The 19,034-nt window shown below is 35.2% G+C and carries 8 protein-coding genes; all 8 read left to right on the top strand.

Annotation, left to right across the window (positions count from 1 at the left end; all coding sequences use genetic code 11):
• Positions 1-18: 18 nt before the first annotated feature.
• The 8 genes from LXH21_RS11660 to LXH21_RS11625 all read left to right on the top strand — a co-directional run bounded on the left by LXH21_RS11660 (position 19) and on the right by LXH21_RS11625 (position 18,976).
• A complete protein-coding gene (locus LXH21_RS11660; RefSeq protein WP_239866036.1) occupies positions 19-3,201 on the top strand; it encodes a SusC/RagA family TonB-linked outer membrane protein in 3,183 nt (1,060 codons plus the stop codon).
• Positions 3,202-3,216: 15 nt separating this feature from the next.
• On the top strand, positions 3,217-4,893 hold the full coding sequence (locus tag LXH21_RS11655) for a RagB/SusD family nutrient uptake outer membrane protein (RefSeq protein ID WP_239866034.1): 1,677 nt from the start codon (positions 3,217-3,219) through the stop codon (positions 4,891-4,893).
• A 711-nt stretch (positions 4,894-5,604) separates the two neighbouring features.
• Positions 5,605-8,904: a SusC/RagA family TonB-linked outer membrane protein gene (locus LXH21_RS11650; protein ID WP_239866032.1), complete on the top strand. Its 3,300-nt coding sequence runs from the start codon at positions 5,605-5,607 to the stop codon at positions 8,902-8,904.
• A 19-nt stretch (positions 8,905-8,923) separates the two neighbouring features.
• The gene (locus LXH21_RS11645) at positions 8,924-10,624 is read left to right on the top strand and encodes a RagB/SusD family nutrient uptake outer membrane protein (RefSeq protein WP_239866030.1); all 1,701 of its coding nucleotides are present in this window, start codon (positions 8,924-8,926) and stop codon (positions 10,622-10,624) included.
• A gap of 533 nt (positions 10,625-11,157) precedes the next feature.
• Positions 11,158-14,313, top strand: a complete 3,156-nt coding sequence (locus LXH21_RS11640) for a SusC/RagA family TonB-linked outer membrane protein (RefSeq protein WP_239866028.1) — start codon at positions 11,158-11,160, stop codon at positions 14,311-14,313.
• A gap of 5 nt (positions 14,314-14,318) precedes the next feature.
• Complete coding sequence (locus LXH21_RS11635; RefSeq protein WP_239866016.1) at positions 14,319-16,001, top strand: RagB/SusD family nutrient uptake outer membrane protein; 1,683 nt, start codon at positions 14,319-14,321, stop codon at positions 15,999-16,001.
• 189 nt (positions 16,002-16,190) lie between these two features.
• Entirely contained in the window at positions 16,191-17,528 is a 1,338-nt protein-coding gene (locus LXH21_RS11630; RefSeq protein ID WP_239866014.1) for a sugar MFS transporter, read from the top strand.
• Between the two features lie 44 nt (positions 17,529-17,572).
• Entirely contained in the window at positions 17,573-18,976 is a 1,404-nt protein-coding gene (locus tag LXH21_RS11625; protein ID WP_239866012.1) for a glycoside hydrolase family 30 protein, read from the top strand.
• Positions 18,977-19,034: the final 58 nt, after the last annotated feature.

Here is a 19,034-nt window from a genome sequence, read left to right as displayed (position 1 = left end):
CACATAAATCTATTTTTTATGAAGAATAAATTACACAATATTTTATTTCTCCCTAATAAGATAATCCTAACAGTACTACTACAAGGTACGCTGTTACTATCCTCCGCAAATGCTTCTGCCATTACGCCTACTGTAACGTCAGATAAAATAAATAATAAACTACAACAACGTCAAATTTCAGGAACTATAAACGATGTTAATGGACAACCTTTGCCTGGTGCTAATATTTTAGAAAAAGGAACAACAAATGCGGTTCAAGCTGATTTTGACGGGAATTTTACTATTCAATTATCAAGCAATCAAGCAACCCTTGAAATTTCATATATAGGATTTATCTCTAAAGACGTAAAAGTCAATAACAAAACTAAAATTAATGTCGTACTAGCTGAAAACATAAATGGGCTAAACGAAGTTATAGTTGTAGGTTACGGTACAGCCAAAAAGAAAGACATCACAGGCGCTGTAGAAAGAGTACAACTAGAAGACTCTCCTATTGCACTATCATCTAATACTAGTGTTTTACAAGCCATAAGAGGCGCAACTCCAGGTATCAATATTGGTGCACAGAATTCGGCAGGATCAACACCTTCTATACTGGTAAGAGGTCAAAATTCTATTAATGGAAATAATGATCCCTTAATTGTATTGGACGGAATTATATTTTTGGGTAGCATTAACGACATCAACCCTAGCGATATTGCGTCAATTGACATCTTAAAAGATGCTTCTGCTGCTGTTGTTTATGGTTCTAGAGCCGCAAATGGTGTCTTAATTATAAACACTAAAAAAGGAAAAACAGAAAAACCTGTTATCAATTACTCTACCTCTACCGGAGTAAATACTTGGCAGAATAAGCCAAATATGATGAACAGGGAGCGTTATTTGGAAAAATACGTTGCCCAGCAAAATCTTAACAGTGCCGATGATATTGTATGGGAAGAAGAATACAGAGGTATTTTGCAAGATGAAGGCGTAGATACAGACTGGATTGATTTAATTTCTAGAAGCGGTGAGATCCAAAAGCACAATCTATCGGTTTCAGGTAGATCTGAAAAATTCAACTACTATATGTCTGGTGGTTATGAAGAGCAAGAGGGGGTTATCGTTGGTGATCAATTTCAAAGGATTGCACTTAGAACCCGTTTACAAGCAGATATTACAGATTGGTTAGAATTAGGAGTTGATGGTTCCTTTACCAACAGTGATTTTTCTGGTGTAACTGCCAATGTTGGACTAGCGCAGCAAATTGCACCTATAGGTTATCCTTATCGATATGATGGTCAACCTACTAACACTGCTTCAAATACGTCTACAGATCTAGAACGTTTTCCTACAGCAAACAATGTTACCAACCCACTTTGGGGAACAGATGGGACAAAAGAAAATTTTGACAAAAGAAACTACTATCGTTTAGCAGCAAATGCTGTTGTAAAGATACCTTGGATCAAAGGGTTGAAGTACACTCTAAATTATACTTTGAGTCAACAAAACCGAAATGTAGATCAGTTTGAATATGAAAACTATTTTATAGCATTGCCGTCTGAAACACAGCCTTATTTCGATAGATACTCTCAGGAATCAGTTCAGGCAAACTTGTCACAAGCAAATGGAACGAACTTAAGATACACAGATAGAAATTATGTCATTGACAATATTATAAACTACAACAATAGTTTTGGTAATCACTCTATTGATGCAACGTTGGTGGCGACACGAGATTACAGAATAAACGACTTATCATCGGTTACAGGAACAAATTTTGCCGCTTTAGGTAATACAAGCTTAGGTGTAAAAGGTGTACCATTTGCAACGACGGTACGTAACGATTATGATTTAGTCGAAAGATCAAATGTGGGTTACCTCGCTCGATTGTCTTACGGTTACGACGATCGATATAATTTTACAGGATCGGTTAGAAGAGATGGTGCTTCTGTATTTGGAGCAGACAATCGATTTGGAACATTCTGGTCCCTTGGTGGTGCTTGGACTGTTTCTGAAGAGTCATTCCTTAAGGACAACGATATTTTGAGTTATTTAAAAATCAATGCATCTTATGGTTTGAATGGTAACCAAGGATTAGAACCTTACAAAACTTTGTCTGGCGTAAGTGCAGGACAACCTGGTAACATACGCTATGCATTTGGTGATAATCCTTCTGTAAGTCAATATGGAATATCTCAAGATGAAATTGGTAATACAGAATTGGGTTGGGAAGAAACTACCTCACTGAACTTCGGACTCCATGCTGCTTTTTTAAAGGATCGTATTTTCTTGGACGCTGATGTTTATTACTCTCAAACAAGAGATCAAATTTTTAATCGTTTGATTCCGTCAACTAGTGGTTTTTCTAGTATTCTAGCAAGTTTAGGTCAGGTTGATAACCGTGGAGTAGAATTATCATTACGTACTACAAATGTAGAAACTAAGAACTTTAATTGGTCATCTACCCTGACCTACTGGAATAACAGGAATAAAATTGTTTCCTTATACGGAGATGATATTGATGGTGATGGTGTTGAGGATGATGATATCTCCAATAGCTTGTTTATTGGTAAATCCTTGGGAGCGCAGTACGGATATGAATATATCGGTGTTGTTCAAGAAAGTGATACAGAATATATCGCGACTAATGGAGCTCAAGCTGGTGACCCAATGTTTAGAGATTTAGATGGTGAAGCTGGTATTACTGGTAATGATCGAAAAATTTTAGGATATAATGTTCCTAGATTCAGAATGGGATTCTCTAATACATTTACTTATAAAAACCTTAGTCTATACATGTTGCTAAATGGAACTTTTGGTGGTGGAAGTGAAAACTATTTTATTGGAGCCAATGCAAGAAGTAATTCTTACCAAAATAGATATGACTTTAATGACATAGAAAATGGTGACTGGTGGACACCAGAAAACCAAAGCACGACAAACTTACGTCCTGATTTTAATGACAGTCGTTATAGTGGTTACCAATCTAGAAGTTTTGTAAGGTTACAAAATGTAAACCTAACGTATAAGTTTGGCAAAGATGTTTTAGAACGCTTTAATATCGGTATTCGTTCATTAAGCATTTATGCTAGTGCTGATAATCCAGTTGTTTTTACTAACTGGTTTGGTGGTGGAGATCCAGAAAAAGGAATCGCTGCATTGAACGGAACTCTACCGGTAATGAGTTCTTATACTTTTGGAATCAATATTAGTTTCTAATCTTAAAAAAACATTATGAAAATAAATTATATAAAAAAAATAGTACTACTATCCGTAGTTTCATTGACTACCAGTTGTAGCGATGCAGACTTTTTAGAAGCTACCCCACAGACTTTTTTAACAGTTGACAACGTTTTTTCTACAGGTACTCAAGTTGATCAATTATTAATAACAATGTACCAACAAGATCGTGCTTTACGCTCTGATGTAAATAACAATCAAGGTCGAGTAATGCATGGGCAAGGTACAGATGTTTTAACTGTACCTACATTTCGCCAGAATACCAATTTTAGCGATTACAACTCTACTATTACACCGCGAGCGGGTAGATTAAACAATATATATTCGGAATTGTATCAAATGATTGCACGTGCAAATCTTGCGATCTCATTAACAGAAAATTCAGCTATCTCATTTGAATCTGAAACATCACGTAAGTATATTGCAGCACAAGCAAAATTTTTTAGAGCAAAAGCACACGGGCAAGCGGCACAACTTTTTGGAAGAGTAGCCATTGTAGATGAGCCAACTACCACTGTTCGTTTTGATTACAAACAATCTGAAAGAGCCGAAATCTACCAATTTGCAATAGATGATTTAGAATCGATACTTGATGATTTACCCGAAACAACTACACAATCAGGACGTATTGTGAGAGGTGCTGCGCAACATTATTTAAGTGAGTTTTATTTGGGTGTAGGTATCGAAAATAACGATGATGCCGCTTATGATCAAGCTATAAAATATGCCTCTCAGGTTATTGATGGAGGTATCTACAAATTAATGACAAACCGTTTTGGCTCACGAGCTACAGAAGCAGGTAAGAATGTTTGGTGGGATTTATTTCGATTAGACAATCAAAATTATGTTGATGGAAACACCGAAAGTATTTGGACACACCAATTTGACTATGAAGCTTATAAAGCAGGAGATGGAACAGCGAGATTACGTTATCCTTATTTTTTCATGCCTGTTTTGAGAGCAGTTGATGGAGTTATTGGCGAGCTAGAAGATGTAGGTGGTAGAGGTGTCGCTTACCTAAGACCAACAGCATTGACAGAAACTATTATTTGGGATCCTAGTATTTCTGCTGGTGATATGAGAAATGACGAAAGCAACATTCGTAGAACTGTTTATTACAATGACCCTACAGATCCAAGATTTGGTCAAGTAGTTCCCCAATCTACTTTGGATGCTGGAAATGTAGGACTAGCAGATGGTGCTTATTTTCCAATATTTGAAAAACTAACGACCGATCAATTTCAAGGTTTAAGTGATGGAGAACGTAGAGAGGACATCTGGAGAGATCGTTATGTGATCCGATTACCCGAAACGATTCTTTTAAGAGCGGAAGCGCATTTGCGTAAAGGTGAAAATCAAATGGCTGCAGACGATATTAATATTATTCGAAACAGAGCCAACTGTTCTATATTAGCAACATCTGGAACTGTAGATCTAGATTACATATTAGACGAAAGAGCAAGAGAGTTATTTGTTGAAGAATCAAGATGGAATACACTTTTGCGAATGGGAGGTACAATTGCTTCAGACCGTATAAAGAAATATGCTCGATATGATTATCAAAAAAACAGTTTGACCTTCGACTTTAATGCTTTTCCAATTCCGCAAACAGTAATTGACAGAAACAAAGATGTAGTTTGGGAACAAAATCCAGGATGGGTAGGAAGATAAATCCCTATTTATTATTGCTATCGAAATAGCAGTTAAAAAATCATTATTAAAGCAGCTAGTAAATTATTTACTAGCTGCTTTTTTTTGTTTTAAGGTCACTAATTTATATTATCGCGTATGTAATATTTTTCTTATTCTTGATGATAATAAGTAGGCGAAATTTTTTAAAAGCAAATTTAACATAATTCAAAAATAGTTCTTGCAGATTCAGTCTATGCAGGCATTAATAATGAATCGTCAACTAAATTTAAAATCTAAAGAATTATATCTATGTATTTAAGATTTAAATTAGGTACTGAATACTTATTTGATACAAACACTGCAAAAAATACACAAAAGTATTGCTTTATTAATTGTTTATCGATGACCAGAAGTTATTTGTCGAAATTATTAATTTACTTCAAGCTTAATTCATAAGTTTATTTTTTAAATTAAATGTTAAATAGCGTATAAATTAAAGTTAAATTGATAGTAGTGTATTTAAATATATTTACGAGTTTTCAAAATACTTTAACAAATTATACCTCAAATATTAGATAGCATTTTAAGTTTAAGATTTACATTTCCAAAAACAGTTTTAAAATGAACATTAACGAAACAAATATTATATGATATAAAATAACTAAAAAAAATCGTATATAGTTGAGTAAAAGTATCAACTACAAAAAAGAGAAACAACTTTTAATATCCAAGTTAATAATAGTAACTATTATGAAAATTAAACTAAACAATTCTTTATTTTGCCCCAGCAAAAGGTTTCAAATTACCTTATTAAATTCTGTTGTTTTGTTATGCGTCACAAACATTTTTGCTTTCCCCACTTACATCAATAACAATTCTTTTGCAATTGAAACCCCAGCGCAACAAAAAATCACTATTAAAGGAGTACTCAAAGATTCTAAGGGATTGACATTACCAGGCGCAAACATTCTTGAAAAAGGAACTTCAAATGTAGTTCAAACTAATTTTGACGGAGAATTTACAATTAATGTGTCCAGCCAGAAAGCAGTATTGGTAATTTCTTATATGGGTTTTAAAACCAAAGAAGTTGCAGTAAATAATCAAACCAATTTTAACGTTGCTTTAGTCGAAGATTCTTCAAAAGAACTTAATGAAGTGGTAATTGTTGGTTATGGTACTAGAAAGAAAACTACTGTTACCTCTGCTGTTTCTCAAATTGGAGCAGAAACCTTTGAAAACCGTGCAATTGCCAATGTAACGCAAGGTTTACAGGGAGCTATAGGGAATCTTGAAATCTCCAACTCAGCAAATGGTGGGGAACCAGGAGCAGAACAAAACATCAACATACGTGGACTTGTTACTAGTGGAGGTACTGGTACAATATCGTCGTCGGAACCATTGATACTTATTGATGGCGCTGTAATGAGCATTAGCGCAATCAATCCCGAGGATATAGAAACAGTAACTGTATTAAAAGATGCTGCATCTGCTGCTATCTATGGATCTAGAGCTGCTGGTGGAGCCATAATCATTACAACCAAAAGTGGTAAAAATATGAAAGGCGGTATGAAAGTATCGTTTACAACTAATACCTCATTCGCACAACCAACTAAATGGCCAGATCAAGCTAGCGCTATCGACTTTGCATACACTATGAATGATGCGGCAGCGAATAACTTATCTGGTAATAATTTTTATTACACAGAACAAGAATTAGAGTACATCAGACAAAACATGGCCAATCCAGGAAGTGCGCCAACATTAGTCCCGACAGCAGACAATCTTTCATGGGATCAATCAAATTTCGGCTTAGGAGCTACTGGATCAACAGATTGGAAAAAATTTCTTTTTAGTAGTTGGGCACAAAGGTCTAAACATGATTTGAATTTTAGAGGTGGTGATGAAAAATTAAATTACTATATTTCAGCAGGTACATATACTGAAGATGGTTTATTGTCTGTCACAGAAAACACATATAGCAGGTATAATTTGGATGCAAAATTAGCAGCAAAACCAAACAAATGGTTATCGTTTGAACTTTTAACCAAATTAAGCAAAAGTACATATGAATATCCATGGGATGCTACTTATGGAAGAGGAAGAGTTTTTGATTTATTATCAAAACTTAAACCTACATTACCCACAGTGGATCCTTACTTTGGTGAACCTCTAGTTCAAGCTGCTTACCCATCATGGGACTACAACAGAGAATCAAATGTAAAAAATCAACTATCTTTACTACCAAGAATTACTTTGGAGCCTGTAAAAGATTGGTTAATTAATTTACAATATAATTATATTCGAAATAACAATCAACAGATATTCACTTCCGCCGAACAGTTATGGACATTGCCTAATGGTACTACAGGTACCGTAATATCAAGGGCACAATCATTAATTAGTCCAAGCTTAGATACAAATGAATATTTTTCTCCCAATCTATATACCACGTACACAAAATCTGTCAAAGGACACAATTTTGATATTACTGCAGGTTATCAAAGTGAAGAATACAATCTCTACAATCTAAGTGGAAGTGCTTATAATGTACTCACAGACAACGTTCAATCGGTATCCACTGCTGTTGGTACCAATGGTGTCAAAACTTTTGATGACGAAATTTCGCATTGGGCAACCGAAAGTATTTTTGGACGATTTGGTTATAATTACAAAGAAAAATATATTGCACGAGTAACCTACCGTAGAGATGGTTCATCAAAATTTGAACCTGGTAATGAATGGGCAGGTTTCCCTTCATTTGAAGTTGGTTACAATGTTGCTAAAGAAGATTTCTGGCCAGTTAAGGACATCAGCATGTTTAAACTTCGTGCTACTAAAGGTTCGCTTGGAAACCAAAATGTTGGAAACTACCTATATGTACCTACAATTCCAATTACTCAAGGTACTTACCTATTTAACGGTTCTAGACAATATTATGCTAATACGCCAGATCTTACAAGTATCAATCTTACTTGGGAAACAGTAAACACAAAAGATGTCGGGATTGATATTTTGGCATTGCGCAATAGATTAGGGTTTACATTTGACTGGTATCGTAGTGACACCAATAATATGGCTTCAACTGGACAAGATTTACCATCTGTATTGGGAACAAGTGAACCACTTGTAAATGCTGGTTCTACTCGTACACAAGGATGGGAAGCGGAGTTGACTTGGAAACACTCAATAGGTGAATTCAATTACAACATTAGAGCTGTACTTTCAGATTACAAACAAACCGTATTAGATTTTCCTAATGCTGCCGGAACCGTTTCTGGATATTATTCCGGAAAAGATTTAGGAGAAGTTTGGGGTTTAACATGGGAAGGATGGTTTCAAACTGCTGAAGAAGCAACTACTCGAAATGCACTTATCAATCAAACATGGATTCAAGGTACTGCAGCCAATAATTTTGGTGTGGGAGATGCAAAATATGCCGATTTAAATGGTGATGGTGTCATCAACCAAGGAACTAATACACTTGGAGATACGGGAGATTTTAAAGTGATTGCAAATACTACACCTCGATACCAATATGGTCTTACACTTGGAGCAAATTGGAGAGGAATTGATTTTAGCATGTTTATTCAAGGTGTTGGTAAGAAAGATGTGGCAATCAATACTACTAGTCAGTTCTTGGGACCTGCACAAGGACCATTACATGCCAACGTTTTGGCAGAACATTTAGATTATTTTAGACCAGAAGACACTACAAGTCCACTAGGACCAAATACAGATGCTTATTTTGCAAAACCTTACGCAACAGCTACTGGAAGAAACAATAGAAACTACCGTTTTAACACAGATCATTTCATTCAAAATGGCGCTTACACCAGACTGAAAAATGTGCAAATAGGTTTTACCATCCCAAAAGATATCACTGATAAATTGAAAATTGACAGAATTAGAATCTATCTTACTGGAGAAAATCTATTAACAATCTCACACGTTCTATTTTACGATCCTGAAACAATCAAAGGTGAGTTTAGTAGTGCTTCCTCTTATCCTCTGTCAAGAGTTATTTCAACTGGATTAAATCTATCATTCTAAATTTAATAAAATAAGAATCATGAAAAAAGTAATTTATTTAATAGCAATATTCTCCCCTTTCTTGTTTGGATCTTGCAACGATGATTTTCTTGAAAGAGCACCTCTGGATGAAATCTCTGAACCGGAATTCTGGCTAACAACCGGCGACTTAGAATTGTATGCGACCGCTTTTTACCAAGATTTACCAGGTTGGCAAGGAGTAAGTGTTGGAAGCTCACCTTCACCTGATAATGGTACCGATCTGTCTATGGGAACAACAGGAGGAGGAAGATTGTATGGTACGGGGAGTATTCCTACTGTAGCAACGACCGCTCTTTGGGGGTGGACAAAAGTTCGAAAAGCCAATTATTTCATCTCAAACGTTTCAAAAGTAACAGGTACTCAAACAGATATTAATCAGTATACGGGTGAAGCCTATTTCTTTAGAGCTTACTATTATTTTGATCTTCTGCAAAAATACGGTGACTTACCAATCTACAAGGAATACTTTGGTAGCTTGGATACAGATGAATTGTACAAGGCTAGGGATCCAAGAAATGAAGTAGCAGATTTTATTCTTGCCGATCTTGATTTAGCCATCTCTTTACTAAAGGCAAAATCAGCGCTTACTACACCTCGTATCAATAAGGAAGCAGCTCAATTGCTTAAAGCTACAGTTGCACTTTATGAAGGTACTTGGGAAAAATACCATGCAGGGACGGCATTTGGAGTTACTGGATCAACAGGTACTACATACTTACAACAGGCTGCTGATGCTAGTAGCGCTTTAATTGCCGGAAACACGAGAAGTTTAAGTGCTAGTTATGGTGATTTATTTAATCAAACAACATTAGCCACCAACACAGAGATTATCCTTTGGAGACAATATGATTTTCTTGGTTTAGGAAGTAGTTTTGGTAATGCGCTTCAACTTTCTTGGCCAAATGCAAGTTCGTATACACGGTTTGCAATGCGCAGTTACCTATGTACAGATGGTCAGCCTATTTCAACAAGCCCTTTATACCAAGGAGACTTATCACTTACTAAGATAGAAACTAATCGTGATCCTCGACTAGCAGCTACTGTGATGGTTCCTGGTGATATCGTTACCATTGCAGCAAACGGTACCATAACCTATTTTGTAAAGCCAACAATTACAGGGACATATGCCAGTGTAGGTGGTTATGAATCTCAAAAATACAGAAGACCGCAAGTTGATGTTACAACCGGCTCACAGTCTAGAGATGTATCAAAAATAATCATGCGATATGCTGAAGCTTTACTTATTTATGCTGAAGCAAAAGCCGAATTAGGTACTATCACCCAATCAGATTTAGATATTTCGATCAATAAATTAAGAGCTAGAGTAGGAATGCCAAGCATGAACTTGGCAAGTATCACTAACGATGTTAACTGGCCACAATACGGCTATACTCTTACTCCTATACTTCAAGAAATAAGAAGAGAGCGTACTGTAGAGTTAATGAATGAAGGCTTTAGGCTTGATGATCTTATGCGTTGGGCGGCACATAGTCTACTTATAGGCCAAAATGTAAAAGGAGCTTATTACGAAACGGGTTGGACGACTGGTCAAAATAAAGATACCGATAATTACCTTGACCCCTATCAAAAAAGTTACCCAGGAGGTTTTGACTTTAATCCAGACAGAGATTATTTATTAGCAATCCCATCAACAGAATTAATACTTAATACCAATCTTACACAAAATCCTGGTTGGTAAAAAATTAACAAACCTATTTACAAAAATGAGTCCGATCTCGTATCGGACTCATTTTTTTTTATTCCAAACTGTCAAAATAGCGTAGCTTCCAGCATCAGTAGATGCTATAATATAGTTCAACATTCTTTATACCAAAAATAAAGATAGAATTTAATTATACTCAAAATAATCATACAAACTCAGTATTTTATTATTCTTTATCGAACAGTAGCCGTTATTAGTCGAAAATCTTGACAATTTTGCATATAAAATCTTTAAGTTTATTTTAAATTTAAAATTGCGTTAAATAGAAGTGAAATTTTCGCCAAAGAAACAATAAGGTTTATTGCTATTATTGCCAATAGAAATTTCGTTTCTTAATTTATTTTTCGAATAACTAAAAAAAGATAACAAGCACTACAATTGAAAAATTATTAACTATAAAAAGTACAGATTATAAATGAAAACTATAAAACAAGCTGATAACTGTTTAGCAGACTACATTATTAAAGATATTATGAAATACACTCAAACAAGCTATTAAAACTATTTTTATGAAAATCAAGCAAAATACCACATCACTACCATTTGATAAGAGGCTCCCTATAGCGCTATTGAATACTTTTGTTTTCTTATGTTTTACAAATGCCTTTGGTTTACCAACAGACATTATTGAGAACAAAAACACTGTTGCCTATGTTGGTGTACAACAATTACGAGTGAGCGGAGTAATTAAAGACTCAAAAGGGTTGACTTTACCAGGTGCGAATATTATTGAAAAAGGAACAACCAATGGCGTACAAACAGATATTGATGGAAAATTTACAATCAATGTTTCTAAACCAAATGCAGTTTTAATTGTATCCTATATTGGATTTAAATCCAAAGAAGTTCCAGTAGGAAATCAATCTACTGTAAATATTACTTTAACCGAAAATCAATCTCAGGATTTAGATGAAGTAATTATTGTAGGTTACGGTAAGACTAGTACAAAAAAATTAACATCTTCTGTTTCTCAAATTACAAATAAGGAACTTGGCCTGAGCGATCGTCCTGTAACAAACTTGCAGTCTGCGCTAGTAGGAGCTTTACCAGGTTTAAATGGATTTAATTCAAGTGGTTCGCCTGGGTCATCTCCTACTCTATCTATACGTGGTAATAGTACCCTTAGTAGCGGTGGTGTTCTGGTTATTGTAGATGGATTTGAAGGATCAGTATCTGATTTGGATCCTTCAACTGTTCAATCAGTTAGTGTTTTAAAAGATGCTTCTGCTGTTGCTATTTATGGTGCACGTGGGGCCAATGGTGTTCTTTTGATCACCACAAAAGACACTAAGAGAAATTCAAAATTAGCTGTTAATTTTAATTCAAGTTTCTCTTTACAAACACCTTCGACCTTGCCGACTACATTAAATTCATCTCAACTTATGAATTTTACAAATGTAGCCTCTCCTGGTACATACACGCAGGAAAATTTAGACTTAGCTGCTAGTGGTTTCTATCCAGATACAAACTGGGCAGATGAACTTTATAAAAATTCGGCAACACAATATTCTAACAGTCTTAGTATAACAGGTGGTTCAGAAAATTCCTCTTACTTATTAAGTGCTAGTTCATTGAGTCAAGAAGGTCTAGTTATTGGTGCAGATCAATTTAAAAGACTTAATCTTCGATTTAAATTAGATACAGATATAAACAGTTGGTTAACCGTTGGGACAAATACATTAATCAGTAACAAATTGACCAACTCTACGCCAGCAATTGGAGGAAGTGATTTACAAGGATTGCCTTTTTATCCTGTAAAAACAGCTGATGGTTTATGGGCTTACAAAGGAAGCTCTGGACAAGCAAATGCAGTTGCTTATGGAGATTCTGGATCATTTGCAGAAAATGATAATGATTATTTAAACCTACAGTTATATGCCAAAGCAAAGCTTGCCAAAGGATTAACATTTGAAGAACGTATTTCATACACCAAACAAAAATACAATACAAGAGATTGGACAAATGTTTATGACTACGTAACATTAGATTTTGCAGATCCAGATTCGTACACAAATCCAGATTCTGCTAATAGATCTTATACTGTTGGGTCTGAAGATTCAAGACAGTTAACGCTTACATCTTATTCGAAATATACTCTTAAAACATTTTCATCTTTGAATTATGAGTTGAAAAAAGGAAACCACTCTTTTGATGCTATGGTTGCATTTCAGTCAGAAGAAGGAGAAGCAGAATCTTTTTATGCTAGTAGAACCGGTTTTACTTTTGACAATATTATTGATCTTGACTTAGGACAAACCAATTCAACTGACAATGGCGGACTTGGTAACGGATCTTTTAGAGGTGATAATGATCGCTACCTATCTTATTTTGGTAGAATTAATTACGACTACAAAGGAAAATACCTAGCCTCTTTCACCTTTAGAAATGACGGAAGTTCAAATTTTCTTGAAGACAGACAATACCACACCTTCCCTGCTCTAAGTCTTGGTTGGAACATTGGAGAAGAAAATTTCTTGAAGGAATCTAAAGTAGTAGACTTATTAAAATTAAGAGCTTCATACGGACAATCTGGAGATGCTACTGGAGTTGGTAGAGCTGTTACTCAATTAATTACTTACGATGTAACAGGGTATCCTATAGGAGGAACAATTGCTCCTAGATTGTACTTGGGAACACCTGCAAGTAGAGATTTACAATGGGAAACGTCTACTGTACTTAACATGGGAGTTGATGTGAATTTGTGGAGAGGAAAATTTAAAATGAATGCCGATTATTTTATCAATCAAAGAGACGATATTTTGGCAAATGTAGTAACACCTACTGAATACGGTTTTGGAAATGTACCTGGTAATGCTTATGCTGTAAAAAGTTGGGGTTGGGAACTTAATTTAGGTCATGAAAACAACATTGGTAATGTTAAATACTGGTTGGCTGGAAATCTAACGAGCTATAATAACGAAATTACTGATCTTGCTGGTAATGAATCAATATCGCAAGCAGTTGGACAAAGCTTAAACAATAGAGTCGGTTATGTAACAGATGGTTTCTTTAGCTCACAAGAAGACATAGATAACTATGTAACAGCAGATAATAGTACTACAATTAGTCAAAGCGCTGTTGGTGGATCTTATATTGGAGGTTTTAAATATGTAGATCAAAATGGTGATGGTGTTGTCAATTCTGATGATAGAGTTATACTTGATAGTAATAGCGACACTAATTTAAGACTAGGATTTAATTTAGGATTAGAATACAAAAACCTATCATTAACAGCTAGATTTTATGGAGCACTAGATAGAAACATATTCTTAAATGGTACAGAGGCATACCAACCATTTCTAAATGGTTCAAATGCTTATTCTTACCACTTAGATTATTATAGTGATACTAATCAAAATGCACTTTTCCCAACGCCTACGACATCTGCATTGCAAACGTATAGTGCAAGTGTATCGCACTTGATTCAAAATGCCGAATTTGTGAAATTGCAAAACGTTACGTTATCGTATGCCTTTGATAGAAAAACCCTTGATAAAATTAAATTTATCAACGGACTTAGCTTATCACTTTCTGCAGAAAACCTTGGTGTAATTTGGACAAATAGTCCATTATACAAATACGGTTGGGATCCAGAAATGGCTACAGGTAGTGTAAGTTACCCATTGCCTTTGACTACATCATTAAGTATTAATGTTAAATTTTAATTAGGATGAAAAACATAAAAACATTTTTCTGTATAAGTTTATTAATTGCTACTGCTTCTTGTAGCGACTATTTAGATGTTGTCGATTTGGATGAATTGACATCTGAATCTGTTTTCCAAACAGAAAACGACATGGAATACGCATTAAACCAATTGTATACATTTTTACCAATCGGTAGTGTTGAAGAAGCGGGTATCGTTTTACCTTATTTCTGGACCGATGATGCAGTACATAGAAGTATTAATAATTCAGGAGGTTCTCAAGCATCTGATTTTAATTGGGTAGCCACATCAGCAGTATTAGATAATTATTATCGATATGCAGCAATTGCAGATATGAACTTCTTTTTGGAAGCATTACCTGGAGCTGATTTTACAACAGAAAGCAACCGCGAAAGATTTGGTGCAGAAGCACGATTCATACGTGCTATGACATATGAAACAATGGTATTAGCATACGGAGATGTACCACTAGTTACGACTATCATATCTGCTAGTGATTTACCAGCTAGAACTCCTAGATTAGAGGTTTTTAACTTTGTAATAAGTGAACTTGATGAAATTGCAGATCAGTTACCGTTAACTTATGATAGTGCAAACGCAGGTAGAATCACTAGAGGAGCAGCATTAACCCTTAAAGCAAGAGCGTATCTTAATGCACTTGGATGGCATAGTGATAAGGCTGCATTGTACAAAGGTGCAGAAGATGCTTGTAAAGCAATCATCGATAGTAATATGTATTCATTAGCACCTGGTATTTCTGGTTTTGAAGCACAATTTACAACTGCAAGTGATATTGTATCTACAGAAACGATATTAGCTACAAGTTACATACCTGTGACATTTACACATGCATTACCATACCAAATTGCACCAAAAGGAGCTTGGAGAGGAAGCGCTGCTACGTTTTCAAACAACCAGAGTAGACCTGGATATTCATCTGATTTTATCGAAGAGGTACAAACTATTAATGGTAAGTTTCCAAAAGATGATGCTACTTATGATCCATTAAATCCATGGGCAAACAGAGACCCAAGATTAGCTGTATCTGTAATGCTACCTGGAGATGTAATGCCTAGCAAAGGAAGCTATACAACAAGTTATACTTACCAGCCTCATCCAAATATCGCACCAAGTACAGATAACTTAACTGCAACATCTTCCCCTACTGGATACAGTTTCAAAAAATATTTAGATTTTACTTTATCTAGTTTAGGCTTGGCCGATGCTGATATTAAAGTTTTCCGTTACTCAGAAGTTTTATTAATGTATGCAGAAGCTTTGGCAGGAAGAGGAAATGATAGCGATGCTTTGGTTTACCTTGATCAAGTACGAGAAAGAGTAGGAATGCCTAAATATGCAACTATCGGATTACCAACTGTGACAAGAGGTACTACAGGAAATCAAATGATTGATGCTATTTTACTAGAAAGAAGATATGAATTTGCTGGTGAGGGACCACAAAGATGGTTTGATATCTGGAGATACAAATTGGGAAGTCAAGTAATCAAGCAGGTATATGGTATTCCAAAAAGCACTACTATTCCAGGAGATTTAGTTGGCGAAAAATACACTGCTGCCAATAGCACTTTCTTTAATCGTGTTTGGGATGACAAGTTTTACTTATTACCAATACCACAAACAGCACTTGATGCCAATTCTAGTTTAACCCAAAACCCTGGTTACTAATTATCATAAACAATTAAAACAGAACTACTATTGTAAAATTTAGTAGTTCTTTTTTTGAAAATTTCAAATTTTTAGTAAAACAATTTTTACAAATAACCCCCTCAAAATATAGTATAAGTCGTTTAAGATAGATTGCCATAGACTCATTTAAATAAAACATAAACATAGAAAGTAGTAAAGCAGAACAATATGACAGACACTCAAAATACAGCATCGCAGAAGAATAATTTGGTTCCAATTCTTATCATAGCAGGACTATTTTTTATTTTTGGGTTTGTTACCTGGATTAACGGAGCCTTGATTCCGTTCATGAAAACAATCAATGAACTCACCGACGCACAATCTTATCTTGTTGCTTCGGCTTCCTATATTTCGTTTGTCGTAATGGCTATTCCTGCTTCTTATATTTTATCCAAAGTAGGATACAAAAAAGGAATGTCACTTGGTCTTTTTATCATGGCCATTGGCGCTCTAGTATTTATTCCTGCAGCCGAAGCTAGAACGTATTGGTTGTTTTTGACTGGTATTTTTATTCAAGGAGTTGGGATGACATTGTTACAAACCGCTTCCAACCCATACATAACAATCTTAGGACCTATGGAAAGTGGTGCTAAGCGTATCGCTATCATGGGAATTGCAAACAAAGTAGCAGGCGCGTTGGGGTCTATCATCTTTGGTGCTTTGTTATTATCTGGTATTGACGAAGTCAAGGAGAAACTGGCAACGGCTTCTGTAGAAGAAAAAGACATGCTGTTGAATACAATGGCCGATAGTGTTTTTGTGCCTTACTTGATTATGGCTCTCGTGTTAATTGTACTTGCTATTTTAATTCGAAAAGCACCCTTACCAAATGTAGAAGCCCCAGAAGAGGAAGAAGTAAAAGAAGGTGTTACAGCAAAAACCAGTATTTTTCAGTTCCCTCATTTATGGCTTGGTGTAATCGCCTTGTTTTTTTATGTAGGTGTTGAAGTGATTGCGGGTGATACGATTATCGCTTACGGAATTTCGTTAGGCTTTCCCGCTGCAGATGCAAAATTCTTTACTACCTTAACACTACTTGCTATGGTGTGTACTTATATCGTGGGAGTAGCATTAATACCTAAATTTTTAAAACAAGGAACAGCGCTTAAAATAAGTGCTTCTCTGGGAATTGTATTTAGTACTTGCATATTATTTACTACAGGCTTTACTTCTGTTTTATTTGTAGCGGCATTGGGTATTTCAAATGCTTTGGTTTGGCCAGCAGTGTGGCCTCTTACATTGGCTGGGTTAGGTAAATTTACAAAAATAGCCTCTGCCCTACTAATTATGGCAATCTCAGGTGGAGCGATCATTCCACCCTTGTACGGACGATTGGTAGATGCCAATAAATTGGAACTTATGGCTGGTGGGATGAATGAGACAGATGCTCTAGCTACAGCAGCCACACATTGTTACTGGATCTTGATTCCGTGCTACGCCTTCATTTTGTTCTTTGCAATTTGGGGACACAAATATAAAAGTTGGACTAAAAGTAAGAGTGCATAAAGTAAATTTTTTTATTAATTTTAAATAAAATAAAAGGTATTTATATGAGAGCAAAATTGTCCTTATTCCGTTTATTATTTATATGTACTGGTATGAGTTATGCTCAGTTCAGTGCAAGGGTTCATTATGTCGAATTAAAAGAAGGTATTTCTATTTCGGGGAAACCGATTAAAGAACATGTTGCATCTTCTGAATTAAAACCAGATAAGTTTGCCAAAATAGTGTTATATCCAGAAATTGAGTTTCAAACTATAGAAGGCATTGGAGGGGCATTTAATGAATTAGGAGGAGCAGCACTAATGTCATTACCTTCTAAATTACAAGAAGAGGTTTCTAGAAATTTGTTCAGTGAAAAAGATGGTGGATTTTCATTTTGCAGAACTGCAATTGGCGCTAGTGATTTCGGAATAGATGCTTACAGTTATTCTGAAGTTCCAGGAGATTACGACATGAAGCATTTTTCTATTAATAGAGAAAAAAAAACGGTTATTCCTTATATCAAACAAGCTTTAAAACACAATCCAGCGCTTAAAATATTTGCATCACCATGGAGTCCTCCAGGATGGATGAAGTATTCTGGTTTAATGGATAAAGGAAATGACACGCCTGAAAAAAACAGACTAATCAGTGATTCGAAAACGTACAGTGCTTATGCACTTTATTTTTCGAAATACATTCAAGCTTATAAAAAAGTAGGCATTCCTATCGACCGTTTGTTAATTCAGAATGAAAATGATGCCAACACCATTTATCCTTCCAACAATATGCCGCCAGAAGAAATGGGTAAATTTATTAGAAACTACCTTATAGCAGCATTTGATAAAGACAATATTGATACCGAAATTTGGGCAGGAACTTTTAGAACGCAAAGTCAAATTGATGCTATTGAATTTGTTGCGAATAAGGAAAACCAAAAGGCTGTGAAAGGAATAGGAATACAATATACGAGTCCTACCTACATACAACAAATGTCATCACTTGACCCTGAGATGCAGATCATGCATACAGAAGGAAACTGTTTTGGTGGAAAAAATAGTGTTGGTGAAGCTTTTAGCAGGTTAGGAGAAATTTCGAACTATATTAATTATGGTAGTCAAAATTTCTGTTACTGGAATATGATCTTGGACGAAACCGGAAAAAGTGGTTGGGACTGGAAACAAAATGCCCTAATCAACATCAACCGTAAAACAAACGAAATAATTTATAATCCAGATTATAGCGTGATGATGTTGGTGAGTAAATACCTCAAAAAAGGATCCGTGCGAATAGCGCATCACTCTAGAACAAATATAATTTCGGTTAAACAAGGAGACAAAATTTACTTGTTCATTCAGAATGAAACTGAAAATGGAAAAAGTTACGATTGCATAATAAAAGACAAAACAATTAGTACTGTTGAAATCCCTGCTCATTCTGTAGCAGTGGTAGAACTTCAAAAAAAATTATAATTAGACAAACCTAATTCATAAAAATTGACAAATCACAAATAAAAAAAATATAATTAAA

Source organism: Flavobacterium algicola, assembly GCF_022399565.1.
Lineage (GTDB): Bacteria > Bacteroidota > Bacteroidia > Flavobacteriales > Flavobacteriaceae > Flavobacterium > Flavobacterium algicola.
Note: the sequence above shows the minus strand (reverse complement) of the source record. Positions and strands in the feature narration are given on the sequence as shown.